Annotated in this window: 16 protein-coding genes; 2 read left to right on the top strand and 14 right to left on the bottom strand. The window is 31.8% G+C overall.

Going from position 1 to position 19,759, the window contains the following annotated elements; all coding sequences use genetic code 11:
• Positions 1 to 87: 87 nt before the first annotated feature.
• The 10 genes from lpdA to truA all read right to left on the bottom strand — a co-directional run bounded on the left by lpdA (position 88) and on the right by truA (position 13,700).
• Positions 88 to 1,476 carry a dihydrolipoyl dehydrogenase gene (lpdA, locus tag ACE01P_RS13290; RefSeq protein WP_379698555.1) on the bottom strand — a complete coding sequence of 463 codons (1,389 nt, stop codon included), beginning with the start codon at positions 1,474 to 1,476 and terminating at the stop codon, positions 88 to 90.
• A 338-nt stretch (positions 1,477 to 1,814) separates the two neighbouring features.
• On the bottom strand, positions 1,815 to 6,938 hold the full coding sequence (locus ACE01P_RS13285) for a T9SS type A sorting domain-containing protein (protein ID WP_379698551.1): 5,124 nt from the start codon (positions 6,936 to 6,938) through the stop codon (positions 1,815 to 1,817).
• A gap of 155 nt (positions 6,939 to 7,093) precedes the next feature.
• Positions 7,094 to 7,678: an NUMOD4 domain-containing protein gene (locus ACE01P_RS13280; protein WP_379698548.1), complete on the bottom strand. Its 585-nt coding sequence runs from the start codon at positions 7,676 to 7,678 to the stop codon at positions 7,094 to 7,096.
• A gap of 497 nt (positions 7,679 to 8,175) precedes the next feature.
• The gene (locus ACE01P_RS13275; RefSeq protein ID WP_379698545.1) at positions 8,176 to 8,466 is read right to left on the bottom strand and encodes a ubiquitin-like protein; all 291 of its coding nucleotides are present in this window, start codon (positions 8,464 to 8,466) and stop codon (positions 8,176 to 8,178) included.
• A 358-nt stretch (positions 8,467 to 8,824) separates the two neighbouring features.
• The gene (locus ACE01P_RS13270; RefSeq protein ID WP_379698542.1) at positions 8,825 to 9,115 is read right to left on the bottom strand and encodes a ubiquitin-like protein; all 291 of its coding nucleotides are present in this window, start codon (positions 9,113 to 9,115) and stop codon (positions 8,825 to 8,827) included.
• Between the two features lie 328 nt (positions 9,116 to 9,443).
• Entirely contained in the window at positions 9,444 to 9,737 is a 294-nt protein-coding gene (locus ACE01P_RS13265) for a ubiquitin-like protein (protein WP_379698539.1), read from the bottom strand.
• Between the two features lie 337 nt (positions 9,738 to 10,074).
• Entirely contained in the window at positions 10,075 to 10,368 is a 294-nt protein-coding gene (locus ACE01P_RS13260; RefSeq protein WP_379698536.1) for a ubiquitin-like protein, read from the bottom strand.
• A gap of 347 nt (positions 10,369 to 10,715) precedes the next feature.
• The gene (locus tag ACE01P_RS13255; RefSeq protein WP_379698533.1) at positions 10,716 to 11,009 is read right to left on the bottom strand and encodes a ubiquitin-like protein; all 294 of its coding nucleotides are present in this window, start codon (positions 11,007 to 11,009) and stop codon (positions 10,716 to 10,718) included.
• Between the two features lie 174 nt (positions 11,010 to 11,183).
• On the bottom strand, positions 11,184 to 12,938 hold the full coding sequence (locus ACE01P_RS13250; protein ID WP_379698530.1) for an ABC transporter ATP-binding protein: 1,755 nt from the start codon (positions 12,936 to 12,938) through the stop codon (positions 11,184 to 11,186).
• Positions 12,939 to 12,965: 27 nt separating this feature from the next.
• Complete coding sequence (gene truA / locus ACE01P_RS13245) at positions 12,966 to 13,700, bottom strand: tRNA pseudouridine(38-40) synthase TruA (protein WP_379698527.1); 735 nt, start codon at positions 13,698 to 13,700, stop codon at positions 12,966 to 12,968.
• A gap of 245 nt (positions 13,701 to 13,945) precedes the next feature.
• Here truA and ACE01P_RS13240 point away from each other — a divergent pair, with 245 nt between their 5' ends.
• Positions 13,946 to 14,440: a metallophosphoesterase family protein gene (locus tag ACE01P_RS13240; protein ID WP_379698524.1), complete on the top strand. Its 495-nt coding sequence runs from the start codon at positions 13,946 to 13,948 to the stop codon at positions 14,438 to 14,440.
• A gap of 1 nt (position 14,441) precedes the next feature.
• On the opposite strand, the gene ACE01P_RS13235 is transcribed toward ACE01P_RS13240, so the two are convergent.
• The 3 genes from ACE01P_RS13235 to ACE01P_RS13225 all read right to left on the bottom strand — a co-directional run bounded on the left by ACE01P_RS13235 (position 14,442) and on the right by ACE01P_RS13225 (position 16,556).
• Positions 14,442 to 15,179 (bottom strand): sensor histidine kinase, encoded by a 738-nt coding sequence (locus ACE01P_RS13235; RefSeq protein ID WP_379698521.1) that lies wholly within the window; start codon positions 15,177 to 15,179, stop codon positions 14,442 to 14,444.
• Between the two features lie 180 nt (positions 15,180 to 15,359).
• On the bottom strand, positions 15,360 to 16,019 hold the full coding sequence (locus tag ACE01P_RS13230) for a response regulator (RefSeq protein WP_379698518.1): 660 nt from the start codon (positions 16,017 to 16,019) through the stop codon (positions 15,360 to 15,362).
• A 126-nt stretch (positions 16,020 to 16,145) separates the two neighbouring features.
• On the bottom strand, positions 16,146 to 16,556 hold the full coding sequence (locus tag ACE01P_RS13225; RefSeq protein WP_379698515.1) for a DUF4293 domain-containing protein: 411 nt from the start codon (positions 16,554 to 16,556) through the stop codon (positions 16,146 to 16,148).
• Positions 16,557 to 16,738: 182 nt separating this feature from the next.
• On the opposite strand from ACE01P_RS13225, the gene rho reads away from it, so the two are divergent.
• Positions 16,739 to 18,574, top strand: a complete 1,836-nt coding sequence (rho, locus tag ACE01P_RS13220) for a transcription termination factor Rho (RefSeq protein ID WP_379698513.1) — start codon at positions 16,739 to 16,741, stop codon at positions 18,572 to 18,574.
• Between the two features lie 163 nt (positions 18,575 to 18,737).
• On the opposite strand, the gene ACE01P_RS13215 is transcribed toward rho, so the two are convergent.
• Positions 18,738 to 19,754, bottom strand: a complete 1,017-nt coding sequence (locus tag ACE01P_RS13215) for a M28 family peptidase (protein WP_379698512.1) — start codon at positions 19,752 to 19,754, stop codon at positions 18,738 to 18,740.
• Between the last annotated feature and the right edge of the window lie 5 nt (positions 19,755 to 19,759).

Raw genomic sequence — 19,759 nt, 5'->3', positions numbered from 1 at the left:
AAATCCGACCTGCTTTCACAGATCGGATTTTATAATTGAAAATTATATATAACTCCGTAAAGAAATGCATTCTTTACATTGTATATTTTACAAGTGAATTACTTCGCCGTAAGCATCAGCAACAGCTTCCATAACAGCCTCGCTCATTGTTGGGTGAGGGTGGATTGCTTTTAAGATTTCGTGACCAGTAGTTTCTAGTTTACGAGCTACAACTGCTTCAGCAATCATATCTGTAACACCAGCACCAATCATGTGGCATCCTAACCATTCTCCGTATTTAGCATCAAAGATTACTTTTACGAATCCGTCAGCAGCTCCAGCAGCTTTTGCTTTTCCAGAAGCTGAGAATGGGAATTTACCAATTTTTAATTCGTAACCTTTTTCTTTAGCTTGTTTTTCAGTTAAACCAACAGAAGCGATTTCTGGAGTTGCATAAGTACAACCAGGAATGTTTCCGTAATCGATTGGATCAACGTGTAAACCTTTAATTTTCTCCACACAGTTGATTCCTTCAGCAGAAGCAACGTGAGCTAAAGCTTGACCTGGAGTAACGTCTCCAATTGCGTAGTATCCTGGAATATTAGTTGCGTTGTAAGCGTTTACTAAGATTTTATCTCTGTCAACTGCAATACCAACTTCTTCTAATCCTATGTTTTCGATGTTTGTTTTGATTCCAACTGCAGAAAGTACGATGTCAGCTTCAAGAATTTCTTCTCCTTTTGCTGTTTTTACAGTTGCTTTTACTCCGTTTCCAGAAGTATCAATTTTTTCTACAGAAGAGTTAGTCATGATTTTCACACCAGCTTTCTTCATAGAACGCTCCATTTGTTTAGAAACGTCTTCGTCTTCTACAGGAACGATGTTTGGCATAAATTCTACAATAGTAACGTCAGTTCCCATTGAGTTGTAGAAGTGAGCAAACTCAACTCCAATTGCTCCAGAACCTACAATAATCATAGATTTTGGTTGAGTTGGTAATGTCATTGCTTGACGGTATCCAATTACTTTAACACCATCTTGAGGTAAGTTTGGCAACTCACGAGAACGAGCACCAGTTGCGATGATAATGTGATCAGCGCTGTATTCTGTAACTTTATTATCTTTATCAGTAACGTCAAGTTTTTTTCCTGGTTTTAGTTTTCCAAAACCTTCAATAACGTCAATTTTGTTTTTTTTCATTAAGAATTGAACTCCTTTGCTCATTCCTTCCGCAACACCACGGCTACGTTGAATAACTGCTGGGAAATCTTTATCAAATTCAGAAACTTTCAATCCGTAGTCAGAAGCGTGTTTAAGGTAATCAAAAACTTGAGCAGATTTTAAAAGCGCTTTTGTTGGGATACATCCCCAGTTAAGGCAAACTCCACCAAGATTTTCTTTTTCTACTACAGCTACTTTAAAGCCTAATTGAGAAGCTCTAATCGCTGTTACATATCCTCCAGGACCACTTCCTAAAACAATAACGTCGTATTTCATTTTTTTTGTTTTTAGTATTAACTATCGAAAATGAAGTTTGTATTTCCGAAACTCATCTTTCGATTTCTTCTTTAGTTATTTGTGTTTGCGAATTTAAGGATTTATTTTAAATGAACACTTGAAATTTTGTTTTTAAAGAGAGAGATTTTGGTCTTTTCACAGAGATTAAATGAAAAGTTAAATGAAAAGGTAAAAAAAGAATAATATCCTGCTTTTTTTTAATAAAATCACAGCAAAGTTGCTGGTGCGAAATTCAGAATCGAAGTTTATATAAACCAAAAACCACACTTTTAAATCAATAAAAGTGTGGTTTTTGGTTTTAAAATATAATAGGATATTTATTGAATAATGACTTTTTTGACAATGTGTGCGTCTTCATTTTCAAGGAAAAGATAGTAAACACCACGTGGAGCTCCTTCAAGCTTAATGTGATTTTCATCTTTTTCAGAATCTAAAAGCATCACTTTTATCAGTTTACCTGCGTTATCGTAAATGCTTGCTTTTTTCATTGAAGCATTCATGATATAGAAATCTCCATTTGAAGGATTTGGATAAATTATCGCTTTATTGAAAACTGAATCTGGAGTTCCCAATGCACTGCATTTTGCTGTATATTCTGCTGTAGCATCTTTTGCGCCAGACCAATTTGCATTAGAATAAGCTGGATCGTCAACTTTAATGCAAGATAGTTGAGCGTTATTTTTGAAATCTAAATTTACTAAAAGATCATTATGACCGTTTTGTAAATTTAATTCAGATAAATTATTATTAGAAGCGTTAATGTCCGTCAGATTCGTATTTTTTGACAAATCAAGACTTGTTAACTGATTATTTGAAACGCTAAGTTTAGTCAACGAAGTATTATTTGATAAATCTAAACTTGTCAATCCGTTTGAAGTTGAAACTGACTTTCTAACAATAATCTGCATTCCATTAACATAAAATTCTTTTAGTAATTTATTGTTTGAAACGTTCACATTTGTTAACGGATTATTTGAGATATCCAAATAAGTTAATTGCGTATTAGCAGTCAAGTCAATTGTTGTGAGTGAATTTCCAGTGCAAATTAATTTCTCTAAAGCTGTAAAGTTTTCAAGCCCAGTTAAATCGTTGATATTAGAATTTGAAATGTCTAAAGTTTTAATACTTGAAATACTTGAAGTTGAAACTTTTCCGTTTTTTCCATCTGTATCAATTCCAGCCGCAATAAGAAAATCTTCAAAATTAGAATCAGTAATCAATGTTGTATTGTTGCAATCAGTGCTAAAGTTTGCAGAAGAATCTTTTCTAGAAGACCATTTTTCATTTGAATAAGCAGCATTGTCAACTTGGATACAAGTTAAATCAGGATTATCTCTAAAATCTATTCTATAAATAATCAAATTAGGATCAAGTTGATAAGAATCAAATGCAGTATTGTTTCCGTTTTTCAGATTCAGATTTTTTAATTTATTTGATTCGCATTCTAATGAACTTAAGTTCTTATTATTTGAAACATCAAGATTGGTAAGTTCGTTATGACCACAATCAAATGTTCCAAGTTTCGCATTTGCAGAAACATCTATAGCAGTCAGTTTGTTATCGTTACAATATAGAAATTGTAGGTTTAAGTTTTTAGAAACATTTAAGCTTGTTATTAGATTCGTACCACAATCAAATGAACTTAAGAAAGTATTTGTTGAGACATCTATGCTTGTTAGTTTGTTTCCATAAACGAGTAATCTTGTTAATGCCGTATTTGCAGAAACGTCTAATGCTGTCAGCTTATTTGTATTACAAACTAATGTATTCAAAGCAGTATTTTTAGATACATTTAAAGTGCTGTATTGGTTATTCCCAGCCCATAACTCTACTAGTTTTGTGTTAGTGCTAATATCTAAATATGCAATTTGATTTGAGGTACAAGTCAATGATGTCAATTCTGTGTTTTTTGAGACATTTAGATATGCAATTGTATTATAACCAACATTCAATTTAGTTAAAGCGGTATTGTTAGAAACATCTATGTAAGATATTTTGTTAGATGAACATTCTAAAGAAGTTAGATTTTTATTGTTACTAACATCTAAATAGGACAATTTATTAGCTGTACAATTAAGTGAAACTAAATCAGTATTCTGATATAAATCCAAGTAAGTTACAAGATAGTTATTGTTACAATCTAATGTTTTTAGAGCTTTGTTTCTTGTAACATCTAAAGCCTGTAAAGTAAAATTACCATTACATTTTAGGGAAGTTAAAGAGGTAAAAGCTTCAAGACCAGTTAAGTTTGTAATAGAGCTGTAAGAAATATCTAAATCAGTTATTTTGTCAATGCTTGAAGTTAATACTCTTCCATCTGGAGCTCCAGAATCAATTCCTAAAGCAATTAATTTTTTCTCAAAGTTGCTGTCTGGAATTGCTGTATATGAATTTGTTTGGCATTCATTAGAATAACTTGCATTTGCATCTTTCGCATTAGCCCAATTTGCAGTTGAAGTCGCAGCATTATCAACCTGAATACAAGTTAAATTAGGGTTTGTTTTGAAGTCGATACTTTGCGGAACAATTAATCCGTTTTGACCATTTTTTAAATTCAAACTTTTTAAATCGCTATTGTTTGAAAAGAGACCTACCATAGCTGGATTGCTTGAAATGTCTAATGTCGTTAGTCTAGTGTAATTAGTTGATAAATAGCGTAAGGTTGGAATTTGTGAAACGTTAAGTTCTGTAATAAGATTATGGCTTACATCTAAATTATCGAGTTTAGTATTTTTAGAAACATCAATTGCTGTAAGTTTATTGACGCTACAGTTAAAAGAAATAAGTAAAGGATTGTATGTAACATTTAAACTTGTAATCTGGTTGTATGAAACATCCAATACAATTAAATTCACGTTTTTAGAAACATCAATACTTGTTAGTTTACCATTTCCGCCGTCACCTGCGCGTCCTGTATTTCCATGGCAATACAATCTTTGTAATGCGGTAAAATCTTGTATCCCTGTTAGATCAGTAATGGTTGTATTAATTCCTAAATCTAGAGTTGTTAAAGAAGAAACATTTGAAGTCAATACTTTTCCGTCTGGAGTTCCAGAATCAATTCCTAAATCGATAAGCTTGTTTTCGAAATTAATATCGGGAATCAAAGTATAAGATGAAGAAGGCTGACAATCTGTAGAATAGTTCGCTGTAGCATCTTTCGCATTAGCCCAATTTGCAGTTGAAGTTGCAGCATTATCAACCTGAATACAAGTTAAATTTGGGTTTGCTGTAAATCTTATGCTTTGAGTTGCAATTAATTGATTCTGGCCATTTTTTAAATTTAGACTTCTTAAATCACTATTGTTACAAATTAAGCCTACTAGTTTAGAGTTTTGTGAAAGGTCTAATGTTGTCAATCTGGTAAAATCAGTTGATAAATAGCGCAAAGTTGGAATTTGTGAAACCTTAAGCTCTGTAATCAGATTGCTGCTTACATCTAAATTATCCAGTTTGATATTCTTAGAAACATCAATTGCTGTAAATTTATTAACCTGACAATTTAATGAGATTAATAGCGGATTGTTGGAAACATTTAAACTAGTAAGCTGATTGTACGAAACGTCCAACACAGTTAAATTCACGTTTTTTGAAACATCAATATTTGTTAGTTTACCATTTCCACCATCACCTGCGCGTCCGGTATTTCCATGGCAATGTAATCTTTGCAATGCTGTAAAATCTTGGATTCCTGTCAGATCAGTAATGGTTGTGTTAGTGCCAAAATCTAATATTGTTACAGAAGAAACATTAGAAGTTAATACTTTTCCGTCTGGAGCTCCAGAATCAATTCCTAAATCGATAAGCTTGTTTTCAAAATTAATATCAGGAATCAAAGTATAAGAAGAAGAGGACTGGCAGTCTGTAGAATAATATGCTGTAGCTTCTTTTGCACTAGCCCAATTTGCAGTTGAAGTCACAGCGTTATCAACCTGAATACAAGTTAAATTAGGGTTTGCTGTAAAGCTAATGCTTTGAGGAACAATTAATTGATTCTGGCCGTTTTTTAAATTTAAACTTCTTAAATCGTTATTGTTACAAAATACGCCTACCAATGCCGTGTTTTTTGAAAGGTCTAATGCTGTTAGTTTGCTATAGTAAGCTGATAAATAGCGCAAAGTTGGAATGTTAGAAACGTCAAGCTCTGTAATAAGGTTGTGACTTACATTTAGATTATCCAATTTGATATTTTTAGAAACATCAATGGATGTAAATTTATTAACCTGGCAATTTAACGAAATCAATAGGGGATTGTTTGTAACATCTAAACTTGCAATTTGATTGTACGAAACGTCAAGTACAGTTAGATTAACATTTTTAGAAACATCAATAGTTTTTAGTTTGCCATTTCCTCCGTCACCTAAACGGCCTGTATTTCCATGGCAATATAATCTTTGCAATGCTGTAAAATCTTGTATTCCTGTTAGGTCAGTAATGGTTGTATTGACACCGAAATCTAATTGCGTTACAGAAGAAACTCTTGAAGTCAAAACCATTCCGTCTGGTGTTCCAGAGTCAATTCCTAAAGAAATAAGTTTGTTTTCAAAATTAATATCAGGAATCAAAGTGTAACTTGGACAAGTTGTAGCATAACTTGCAGTAGCATCTTTTGCATTTGCCCACTTTGAATTGGAATAACTCACATCATCTACCTGAATGCAAGTCAGTTTTGGGTTGTTTATACAAAAGTTCTGACCAAGATTTATCGATGTATTATTTCCGTTTTTTAGATTTAAGCTTACAAGCTTGTTTGATGACACATCAATATTTCGGAGCTCTCTTATTTTTGAAGCATCTATTAGAGTGATTTCGTTATTTGCGCAAAACAAGTGCATTAAACCACTATTTTTAGTAACATCAAGCACATTTTTTATCTTATTGTTGGTACAATTAAGAAAAATAAGGAAAGGGTTGTTCGTTAAGTTTAATGAACTAATTAAGTTATCAGAACAGTAAAGTTTGCTCAGTTCTGGATTTTTAGATGTATTTAAAGCGGTTAATTGATTTTGAAAACAATATAAATCTATTAAAGCTGTGTTCTTTGAAACATCCAAAGCGGTTAATTGATTGGTGTAACAATCTAAAGTTCGAAGGGATTTAAGTTGCGTAACATCTAAACTTTTTATTTGATTGGCATAACAAGACAAAGTAACCAGTTTAGTATTTTGACTAACATTTAAAGCGGTTAATTCGTTGTAAGCACATTTTAAGGTTTGAAGATTAACAAAATCCTGAATTCCTGTAAGATCTTTAATTGAAGAGGAACTTACATCTAAAGAAGTAATAGATGAAATGTTCGAAGTTAGTACTTGTCCGTCTAAAACTGTATCCAAACCAAGTGAAATTAGTTTTGATTCAAATTTCGGATCTGGAATTAAAGTGTTTTGTGAAAAAGAGGATAAAGTAATTAAAAACAATAAAATAAGTAGTTTTCTCTTCATAAAAGGGGCTTTAGATTTGGTATGCAAGTTTACAATTAATAATTTTATTAATCATATTATTCTTCCTTTTATTTTTAAAAACTACTGTGGTATAAACGAAAAAAAAGAGCCTATTTACAGACTCTTTTTAATGAATTATATATTTTAAATTTGATTTAAATCTTCACATGTCCCCAGTTTTCTCCGCTGGCAATTCTTCTGATTTGCATTTCGCTTACACCAAATTGTTTTGCAATCATTTTAAGACGTGTTTTTTGTTCAGGTCTTGCTAGGATTTTTTTAATTAACATCACTTTTGTAGTGGTTAGTTTTCGTCCGTCGGCTTTAAGGTTGTGTTCAATTAAGTTCTTTTTTGCCTGAATAACACGCGGACTTTTACGGCTGTGGGCCATCATTTCTTCTTTCGTTGCCCATCTAAGATTCCTAACATCGTCGTTGGCTCTATTGTAATCTAAATGCAGAACATATGTTTGCTCTTCAGATTCTTTTGGTATAAAATATTGGGCAACTAACTTATATAAGAAGAGATATTTATTTACGATTTTATCGTCTTTTTTAACCTTGAAACGGAAAGTTGGATATCCGTCGCTTAAACCTCCTTTTAAAATGCGTCCATTTTCAATTTCGTCTGTAAAACTTATTAAACGACCTCTGTTCGAAATGGCGTATCTTAATTGTAATGAGGCATTTATTTCTATTTCTTTGAATTTTTCATCAGGATAAAATCTATTTTGTGGCATATTCTTTTACATTTGATTTCTATACTCTCAAAGATAAAGAATAAACAAAAAATTCCTGCTATCTAACTGATTGGAAAAGAGCAATTTTATGATTTCTATAACGCTAATTTAACGTTTTAAAGCGTTTTTGACAGTTTTTAGTCGGATTTTAAATCACAATTTATGAATACTGCAGTTTTTTAATTTAAGAAACAAACGTCAATTTATAGCTAAATAATTATTAATTTATTGGTTTTGACAACTCTTAAAATAATTAATTTCCTTCTTTACTAATAAAAATAGCGTAAAGATTCAGTTTGAGGGATATTCAAAATCAATTCTTAGCTCAATTATATTAAAAAATGGGTTTGACTTTTAATTAGAAGCCAAACCCATTTTTTTAAACTTGGATACTTTTTAGGAGAGTATTTTGATCTCCTAAATAGTGTATTTGAAATTGAAGCAATAAGTGTATCAAAATTTCATTCTAAATACACTGACACTTTCTTTAAGAGTGATTATTTGCAAGGTTCTCTAAGAACCATATGTAAAACCATTTCTTTTTGAATGTTATAATCGCATAATGTCCTTCCGTCTTCAAGTTGTTTTCCTGCATATAATAATCTAATGCAATCAGGATTAATTCCTTCTTTGTCATGTATTTTAGACTTAATATTATCAATAGTATCTGAACATTCAACTTCAAGAGTTATAGTTTTTCCTGTCAAAGTTTTTACAAAAACTTGCATTGAGAACGCATTAAGCGAAAAGGCTAAAAATAAAACGGTAATTAATAATTTTTTTTTCATGAGGCTTTTTTAATGATTATTTATTCACCAAACATACTTATTTATTTGTAAGAATACAAGTGATGTTATTGAGTTGTTATAAATTCAATTTATCCTAAATACAGTCAATAATGATAATTTTTAGCGTTTAAATTTTTGTAAGATTTTGAAAGTAAATGATGTAGGTAATTTCGTAAAGCTAATAAATTACTGAAATTGCATATTCAGCTGGAGAAAACATTTAAAAATTAATTGGGCATTTATATGATAAAAGGGTTTGACTTTAAAAAAGTCAAACCCTTTTATTGTAATAATTGTATTGAAAGCTATTTTTAAAACGTAATCAATACAATTTTATTTTTTAATAAATGGATTAAAATTATGGACATGGAACTCTTATAACTACATGTATAGTGCTTTCTTTTTGAATGTTATAATCAGATAATGTTCTGCCGTCTTCAAGTTGTTTTCCTGCAAATATTAATCTTATGCACTCAGGTTTAATTCCTTCTTTATCAAAGATTTTAGCCTTAATATTATCAATAGTGTCTGAACTTTCAACTTCAAGAGTTATAACTTTTCCAGTCAAAGTTTTTATAAAAATTTGCATTGAGAATGCACTAGCCGAAAAGGCTAAAAAGAAAACGAGAAAAAGCAATTTTTTTTTCATGTGTATTTTTTAAAATGATTATTTATTCATCAAACATACTTATTTATTTGTAAGAATACAAGTGAAATTATTGAGTTGTTACAAAATAAAGTTTCCCTAAATACAGTGAATAAGGATGTTTTTAGTGTTTGTGTTTTTGTAAGGATTTGAACATGAGTAATGTAGGTAATTTCTCAACGGTCAATTAGCTTCTGTTGGTGAAATATTTAAGATCAATTCTATAGTCATATGAATAAAAGGGTTCAACTTTTTAATTAAAGTTGAACCCTTTTATTTTTAATCTCACAGACTTTTTAGAAGTGTTTCTTGTTGCTCATTTAAGAATGATCTAATTGCATGGATAACCAATAACTAGATGTACATAAGACTCTTTTTGTATGTTATAATCAGATAATGTTCTGCCGTTTTCAAGTTGTTTTCCTGCAAATATAAGTCTTTGGCAATCAAAGTGAATTCCTTCTTTATCTTGTATCTTAAACTTGATATTTGCAATAGAATCAGAACTCTCCACTTCAAGGGTTATGGTTTGTAAAGAACCAACAACTCTTATAATAATTTGCATTGCAGATGCATTAGCAGAAAAGGCTAAAAAGAAAACGATTAATAGTAGATTTTTTTTCATAAGTATTTTTAAAAATGATTATTGATTCTCAAACTTACTCATTTATTTGTAAGAATACAACTGAAATTATTGAGTTTTTGTTGAAATTATTTTCTTTATATACAGTGAATAAGGATGTTTTTAGTGTTTAAATATTTGTAAGATTTTGAAAATCAAAAACGTAAGTAATTTCGTAAAAATAAATAACTTGCTAAAAATTGCATCAGATTCGGCTGGAGAAATATTTAAAAATTTATTCTAATAGTTATATGAAAAAAGGGTTTGACTTTTAATTAAAAGTCAAACCCTCTATTTTAACACTTTTTAGAAGTGTCTTCCTTTTTTATATAAATGAATATTAATTACAAGGATGTCTAAGAACCAAGTGTATAAAAGATTCTTTTTGAATGTTATAATCAGATAATGTTCTGCCGTCTTCAAGTTGTTTTCCTGCAAATATAATCCTTTGGCAATCAGGTTGAATTCCTGCTTTATCTAGTATTTTTAACTTGATATTTGCAATTGAATCAGAACTCTCAACCTCAAGAGTTATAATTTGTAAAGAATCAACAATTCTTACAATAATTTGCATTGCAGATGCATTAGCAGAAAAGGCTAAAAAGAAAACGATTAATAGTAGATTTTTTTTCATAGGTATTTTTAAAAATGATTATTGATTCTCAAACTTACTTATTTATTTGTAAGAATACAACTAAAATTATTGAGTTTGTGTTAAATTTATTTTCTTTAAATACAATGAATAAGGATGTTTTTAGTGTTTAAATAGTTGTAAGATTTTGAAAACTAACAATGTAGGTAATTTCGTAAAAAATAAATAACTTGCTAAAAATTGCATCAAATTCGGCTGGAAAAATATTTAAAAATTTATCTAATAGTTATGTGAAAAAAGGGTTTGACTTTTAATTAAAAGTCAAACTCTTTTTATTTCAATCTTATACACTTTTAGAGGTGTCTTTTGTTTTCTAATTAAGAAAAAAATTAATCACAATGAGTTCTAACAATCAGATGTACAAAGGAATCTTTTTGAATGTTATAATCAGATAATGTTCTGCCGTCTTCAAGTTGTTTTCCTGCAAATATAAGCCTTTGACATTCCATCTTAATTCCTTCTTTATAAAATATCTTAGCCTTAATATTATCAATAGTATCAGAACTTTCCACTTCAAGAGTTATAGTGTGTAAAGAATCAGTAACTCTTATGATAATTTGCATTGCAGATGCATTAGCCGAAAAGACTAAAAAGAAAACGATAAAAAGTAAATTTTTTTTCATAGGTATTTTTAAAAATGATTATTTATCAAACTTACCTATTTATTTGTAAGAATACAATTAAAATTATTGAGTTTGTGTTAAATTTATTTTCTCTAAATACAATGAATAAGGGTGTTTTAGCACTTAAATATTTGTAAGATTTTGGAAATGAATAAAGTAAGTAATTTCGTAAAGTTAATTAGCTACTGAAAATTGTGAATCGTATAGGTTTTTATAATAGCCATCAGTTTTAGTGAGTAATTCCTGATGCGTTCCTTGTTCCACAATTAAACCTTTATCCATTACCACAATCTTATCTGCATTTACAATTGTTGCTAGTCTGTGAGCTATAATAATAGAAGTTCTTCCTTTTGTAATCGTTTCTGTCGCACGCTGAATCATTTCTTCAGAATATGTATCGATAGAAGAAGTCGCTTCGTCCAAAATCAAAATACTTGGATTGCTCACATAAGAACGTAAAAAGGCAATCAGCTGGCGTTGTCCAGACGAAAGCATAACACCGCGCTCTTTTACATCAAAATCATAATTGTCTGGCAGATTCATAATAAAATCATGAACACCAATTTTCTTCGCCGCATCAATTACTTTGTCTCTTGTGATTTCTGGATTGTGCAAAGTAATATTGTTATAAATCGTATCGGCAAACAAAAACACATCTTGCAAAACAACAGCAATTTGTTTTCTTAAAGAAGCCAAAGTATAGTTTTCGATATTTTCTCCGTCAATGCAGATTGTCCCGTTATTGATTTCGTAAAAACGATTCAGTAAATTAATAATTGTAGATTTTCCTGCTCCTGTAGATCCTACAATGGCAATAGTTTGTCCAGCAGAAACCGATAAATCGATTCCTTTTATGACTTCTTCTTCTGGAATGTAGCTGAAACGAACGTCTTTAAAATCAATTCTTCCATCAAAAACGGGTGCTTCAATTGTTCCTGTATCTTGAATGTGATCTTGTGTATCGATGATGTCAAAAACACGATTGGCGGCAATCATTCCTAATTGCATCTCGTTGAATTTATCTGCAATTTGTCTTAATGGATTGAAAAGCATTCCGATAAACATCGTGTATGAAAATAAATCTCCAAAAGTCGTAAAATGATCTCCGTTCAAAATTCTGAAACCACCGTAAACCACAACCAAGCCTAAAGTTATTGACGAAATAATATCGGCAATAGGGAAGAAGATAGAGTTGTATAAAATAGTCTTAATCCAAGCAACTCTGTGTTTATTGTTGATTTCTTTAAAGTTTTCGGCTTCGATTTTTTCACGATTAAAAAGCTGAACGATTTTCATTCCTGTTACACGTTCCTGTACAAACGAGTTCATGTTGGCAATCTGAGTTCTTACTTCTTCAAAAGCAACCTGCATTTTGCGTTGAAAAATTCTAGTCACATAAACTAAAATTGGCATTGCAATTACAACGATCCAAGTCAGTTTCCAGTTCATGTAAAACATAAAAATTAAGACCACAACCATTTTCATCAAATCGCTTATAATCATAAATAAACCTTGACTGAAAATACGAGCAATCGACTCAATATCTGAAACGGCACGTGTGACCAATTGTCCAACTGGAACCAAATCAAAATATTTCATTCTGAAACTCAAAATGTGCTTAAAAAGCTTAGTTCGAATGTCTTTTACAATATCTTGTCCAAGCCAGTTTGCCCAATAAACGAAGTAAAACTGAGAAAAAACTTCCATCAGCAAAACTACTCCCATTAAAATGATGTACATCAATAATCCCATTTTATCATGGGTTTTGATGTAACCATCGACAGTTTCTTTTAATAAATAAGGACGAAGTGCTGCGAAAATTGATAGTGAAATGGCAAATACGATTACGCCATAATAACGCCATTTATAAGGACGCGTATATTTTAAAATTCTTTTGAATAATCCAGTATCGAATGCTTTTGCTTTCATTTATTTTTTGTGCTTTAAGCTTAAGCTTTATAAATAATCGTAATCTATTTTGGTTAAATATAAACCATGCGCGGGAACCGAAAATCCTGCTTTTTCTCTGCTTTTGCTGGCAATGATGTTTTCGAAATCGGTTAAAGTGATTTTCTTTAAACCGATATTGATCAAAGTGCCAACAATTGCGCGAACCATATTTCTTAAAAACCGATTTGCTGAAATAGTAAAAATCAGTTTTCCTTTTTCTTGTTTCCAGTATGCCTCAAAAATCGTGCAATCAAATGTGTTTACGTCAGTATTAACTTTTGAAAAACATTGAAAATCGGTATGCTTCAATAATAACTGAGCTGCTTCATTCATTAAACTAACATCTAATTTTTGCGTAACATACCAGCTCAATTCCTGTAAAAACGGATTTTTTACTGTATTGATATGATATTCGTAAGTTCGTTTTGTGGCGTCAAATCTGCAATGCGCCTCATCGTGAACTGAAATAATATCAAAAATCGCGATGTCTTTTGGTAAATAAGAATTCAGTTTATGAATTAAAACCGGAATATCTAAGGTTTTTTCTGTGTCAAAATGACCGTACATTTCGCTCGCATGAACACCAGTATCCGTTCTTCCGGCACCCATAATGCTGATAGTTTCATTTAATAAAACAGAAAAAGTCTTATTTAAAGTTTCTTGAACTGAAGAAGCATTCGGCTGTATTTGCCAGCCATGATAATGTGTTCCGTTATAAGCGAATTGAATAAAATATCTCACGATTGAGGTTCAAAGGTTCAGAGCAACAAAGGTACAAAGGTTTTTTTAAAAGATAACTTTTAAAGGTGTAAAGGTGCAAAGATTCAGAGCTTCAGAGATTTAAGTTTTTTACGTGTTTTAGTTGTAGAGATGCACTGCAGTGCGTCTAACGTTTGATTGATAAAAATAAATATCAAAATGGCATTATGCGTCTAAAGAAAAACCTTTGTACCTTTGTTGCTCTGAACCTTTGTCCCTAAAAAAGAATGACTAAAATCCTCCTTCTCTCAGATACTCACAGTCACATCGATGATACAATTTTAAAATATGTTGCTCAGGCAGATGAAGTGTGGCATGCTGGAGACATTGGAGATTTGGCTGTTACAGATGCTATTAAAAAGCTAAAACCTTTAAGAGGAGTTTATGGGAATATTGACGATGCAAAAGCAAGATTAGAATTTCCATTAAATAGCCGATTTTCATGCGAAAATGTTTCGGTTTGGATTACGCATATTGGCGGTTATCCTGGTAAATACAATCAAAATGTTAGGGAAGAATTGGCTTTGAATCCGCCGAAGCTGTTTATCTGTGGGCATTCACATATTTTGAAAGTCATGTTTGATAAAAAGAATAATTTATTACACATGAATCCGGGCGCGGCAGGAAAAAGCGGATTTCATAAAGTAAGAACCATGCTTCGATTTGTAATTGATGATGATAAAATCAAAGATTTGGAAATTATCGAAATAGGAGCAAAGTAATTTAATGAAGAAGCGGAATCTCAATTTTTATTTTAGTTCCCTGATTTTCTTTTGAAACGATAGATAGAGTTCCTTTATATTTTTTAATTCGAGCTCTAATTCTGTTTAGGCCAAAACCTTCTGCATCTTTTAATGTTTGGGTTTTAAAGCCAATTCCGTCATCATATATTCTTAGGATTAATTGGTTTTCTTTTTCGGTCAAAGAAAGCTTTGCTTTTTTAGCATTACTGTGTTTGGTTATATTGCTGAATAATTCGCTGACAATGAAATAGATTTTCATTTCAAATTTTTCAGCATATCTTTTGTTAGTAGGGATCGAGCTTGAAAATTCAAATTCAATAGCAGAATTAGAGTTTTTTTCGCATAAATCTTCCAAAGCATAAATTAATCCGAAACGAACCAAAAGCGAAGGAACAAGATCGTGAGACATATCGCGTAAAAGTTCATGGGCTTCCGATAAAATAGCTTTTACTTTTTGTATTTCATCCGATTGTATATTGTTCTGTGTTGTAAAAGTATTTAAATGCAATCCCGCAGAAGACAATAGCGAATTGATATTGTCGTGCAGAAAAGAAGCAATTTTTTTTCGCTCTACTTCTTGAGAATCAATGCCAGAATTAATAATGTCGAGAAGAATTTTCTGCTTAGTGTCCTTTCGTTTTATTTTCTGTTTTAGTCTATTGTTTTGGTATAAAAAGTAAAACAAAAGAAAAATGATGACAGTAAGTATAATAGACAAACTGGCTATTTTTTTGTTCCGTAATTGTTCTGATGTGCTAAGATGGGGATTTGCGGATTTGCTGTTAATTTCAGTTTGAGAAACTTTTATAGTGTCATTTAGTTGTGCTACGCTAATTTCTCCAGCAGCAAAAAATAAAAGCAGAAATATAAAGGGTTTGAAACGAAACATGAAACAATTTTAAGGATTAATCAAATTGTTTTTAAGAGCGTATTTTACCAATCCAATTGTGCTTTTAACATTGAGTTTTTTCATGATGTTTTTGCGATGCGTTTCGACAGTATGTGAACTAATAAAAAGTTTTTCGCTAATTTCTTTTCCACTGTATTCCAAAGCAATTAGAATAATGATTTCAAGCTCTCGCGGACTTAAAATGGGATTTTCTAAAATCACATTGGTGTTCAGTTTAGGATTGTCTCTGAAAGTGTTGAAAATCTTTTCTCTAACAGCATCGCTAAAGTATTCCTGACCTTGGTAAACAGCTTCAACAGCTTCAATAATATTTTCGCCAGCGCAATTTTTTGTCAGATAGCCTTTTGCGCCTAATTTCATTACTTCTTTAATGATTTTTAGATCATCATAACTAGATAATATAATGACTTTGCAAGGCAATTGTTTTTCGTTAAACTCTTTAAGGGTTTCAATGCCGTCCTTTTTGGGCATGCTTATGTCTAAAATTAAAACATCGGCCTTGTCTTTTACTACATCATCATAAACTGTGGTGCCATCAAGCGAACCTCCCACAACTTCAAAGTTTGAAACAGTTTGAAGCAAGTTTGATAAGCCATCAATTAAGACTTGATGATCGTCTGCAAGATGTATTTTTATTTTAGAAGTCATTTTAGAGAAACCAATTAAACGACAAAATTATGAAAATTATCTTACAATTATTTCGTTTTAGACATAAAAAAAACCCAAATCAAAATTTGGGTTTTTCTTCGCACAAAATAAACTAAGTTTATAGGTTTACCTCAAACGATCTACAGATTTTACAAGATCTTCGTCCTTTTTGATGGCCTTATTAGCTAAAACTAATAACACGATAGCAACAATCGGCATGAACATCCCAATACCTTTCTCAGAAACCTCAGTCTCTCCAGATAAATTTAGTGATCGATATACAAATAATCCTAATAAAATTAAATTTAATATTATATTAAGTCTGTTTAATACAAACTGATTTTGTCTTTTTTTAAATGAAATAATACTGATGATGCTAAGCATAGTCGTTAAACCTAATAAAACAGTATAAAGTTGATCCTGCATAAAAAAGAATGGCTTTCCTGCACTAGTTGTCCAAAGCGGAACAAAAAGCAGTAAAATGCCAGTTACCGCAAAAGCCAGAAATAAATATACAGTTTGAATTCTTTGTATCATGGTATAAAATTGTTTTACAAAAATATATTTTCTTTTTTTAAAATACTATTGTATGATAAAATTTTATTCGTATTATTGCATCATAATACCGTAAGCACTTCATACTGCGGTCAATTCAAATTAATTATCTACCATTCTTTTTACAGTATTTCCTTTAAAATAATTAAATTCATAGAACATTCATGTTTGATATTTCTGCATTAAAAGAAATGAAGCTTGCTGAGCTTCAAGAAATAGCTAAGTTAGCTAAAACAATAAAGATTACCGGTGTCAAGAAAGAGACTTTAATTAGTCAGATTTTAGCACACCAAGAGAGCACTAATGCTCCGGCTCAAGCACCTCAAGCAGAAGTAGTTTCTGATGCCAAAGAAGAGAAACCAAAACGTGCTAGAATTGCGCCAGCAAAACCAAAAGCAGCAAATACCAAAAATACTCCCGTTTTAGAATTTGATAAAGTAGAGGAAACTGTTCAAAAAAACGAGACTGCTGAAACAGTTCAGCCAATTGCAGAAACGGCAACTGAAGCAGTACAGGAAGATAATACGCCAGCAGTAAAAAAGGAGCCTAAAGGAGGGAAATTCAATAAACAGGCATATGAGAAGAAAGTAGCGCTGAAAAAAGAAAAAGAAGCAGTTGCTACAGAGGAAGTTGCAGAGTCAACTCCATCAGAACCAGTTGTTTCTGAGACAACAGCCGAAACAGCTGAGAAAACTCCACAAAATGCTCCTGCAAAAAAGATCAATCCGAATCAGAATAAAAATCAGAACCAGAACCAAAATCAAAACCCGAATCAGAATCAAAATCAGAACGGGAATGGCAATGGAAGCGGAAATCATAACAACCAAAACCCTAATCACAAGAATAAAAAGAACAATAATAACTTCAGAGATTCAGATTTTGAATTTGACGGAATTATTGAAAGTGAAGGCGTTTTAGAAATGATGCCAGACGGTTACGGATTTTTACGTTCATCAGATTATAATTATTTAGCTTCTCCAGACGATATTTATTTGTCAACTTCACAAATCAGATTATTTGGTTTAAAAACCGGAGATACTGTAAAAGGAGTGGTTCGCCCGCCTAAAGAAGGTGAGAAGTTTTTTCCATTGGTTCGTGTATTAAAAATTAATGGACACGATCCGCAAGTAGTTCGCGATAGGGTTTCTTTCGAGCACTTAACACCAGTTTTTCCTTCAGAAAAATTCAAACTAGCCGAAAAAGGCAGTTCTATTTCAACAAGAATTATAGATTTGTTTTCACCAATAGGTAAAGGTCAGCGTGGTATGATCGTTGCACAGCCTAAAACAGGTAAAACAATGCTTCTTAAAGATATTGCAAACGCAATTGCAGCCAACCATCCTGAAGTTTATTTGATTGTTCTTCTTATTGATGAGCGTCCTGAGGAGGTTACAGATATGCAAAGAAGTGTTCGTGGTGAGGTTATTGCTTCAACTTTCGACAGAGAGCCACAAGAACACGTAAAAATCGCTAACATCGTATTAGAAAAAGCAAAACGTTTGGTAGAATGCGGTCACGATGTTGTGATTCTTTTGGATTCTATTACGCGTTTAGCAAGAGCTTACAACACGGTTCAACCAGCATCTGGAAAAGTATTAAGTGGAGGTGTGGATGCGAATGCATTACAAAAACCAAAACGTTTCTTTGGAGCAGCTAGAAATGTAGAAAATGGAGGTTCTTTAAGTATCATCGCAACTGCATTAACAGAAACTGGTTCTAAAATGGACGAAGTTATCTTCGAAGAATTTAAAGGAACGGGTAACATGGAATTACAATTAGATCGTAAGATAGCTAATAAACGTATTTTCCCTGCTATCGATCTTACTTCTTCTAGTACACGTCGTGATGACTTGTTATTAGACGAAAAAACATTACAAAGAATGTGGATCATGCGTAAATATTTATCAGATATGAACCCAGTAGAATCTATGGACTTCGTAAACGATCGTTTCAAGAAAACGAAGAATAATGAGGAATTCTTGATTTCTATGAATGACTAGAGGAAGGGACAAAGGCTCAGAGGTTCAAAGGAACAAAGGTTTTGTCTTTGAGTTTAAAATATAAAATGCATAAAAAAAGGATGAGTTTTACTCATCCTTTTTTTATTGGTAAAGATTAGAAGCCTTTGTTGCTTTGTTCCTTTGTCCCTCTGAACCTTTGTAACTATTTTTTATCAACTACAGGTCTATTCTCTCTATTAGCTAAATCCCAAGCTACTACAAAAGCAAGTTGAGTTCTTTTTGTTAAAGCGTCGTATTCGATTTTTTGAGGTTCGTCACCTTTTCCGTGGTAATCTTCGTGAACTCCGTTGAAGAAGAAAACAGCCGGGATACCATGTTTTGCAAAGTTATAGTGGTCAGAACGCTCGTAGAAATGGTTTGGGTCTTTTGGATCATTAAATTTGAAATCTAAGTCCATTTTAATGAATTTCTCATTTTGAGCTACAACAGCATTGTGTAAATCAGATGATAATCTGTCAGCACCAATTACATATACATAATTGTTTGTATTTGCATGTTCTACATCACGACGTCCGATCATATCGATATTGATGTCTGCAATTGTGTTTGCGATTGGAAATAACGGATTTTCAGAGTAATAACGAGATCCGTGTAAACCATGCTCTTCACCAGTTACATGCAAGAATAAAATAGAACGTTTTGGTCCGTGTCCTTGTTTTTTTGCTTTCGCGAAAGCTTTCGCCATTTCCATAACAGCAACAGTTCCAGAACCATCATCATCAGCTCCGTTGTAAACTTCGCCATCTTTGATTCCAACGTGATCGTAGTGCGCAGAAATTACTAAGACTTCATCTGGTTTTTCAGAACCTTCAATATAAGCCCAGATGTTTTCTGAATCAGGTAAATTTTGATTACGTTTTGCGTTCATAAATGCGGCAGGAACAGGCTGGTAGTAATCTGACGCTCCTTTTGGAAAAGAGATTCCATTTTTTTTGTATTGCTCAATCATGTAAAGACCCGCTTTTTTCTGTCCTTTAGAACCAGTTTCGCGACCTTCCATTTCATCAGAAGCAACAGTATAAAGCATCGTTTTAAGATCTTTTTCGCTGATCGCCTTAATATATTTTGAAGGATCCGAATTGTCTTTCGATGCGGTTGACTGCGTAGTTTTACAAGAATACGCAGTGACAATTAAAAATAAAATGAGTAATTTTTTCATTCTAA

Source organism: Flavobacterium sp. HJSW_4 (genome assembly GCF_042436695.1).
In the GTDB taxonomy this organism is placed as follows: domain Bacteria; phylum Bacteroidota; class Bacteroidia; order Flavobacteriales; family Flavobacteriaceae; genus Flavobacterium.
The sequence above is the reverse complement of the archived record's forward strand: the minus strand, read 5'-3'. Positions and strand labels throughout refer to the sequence as shown.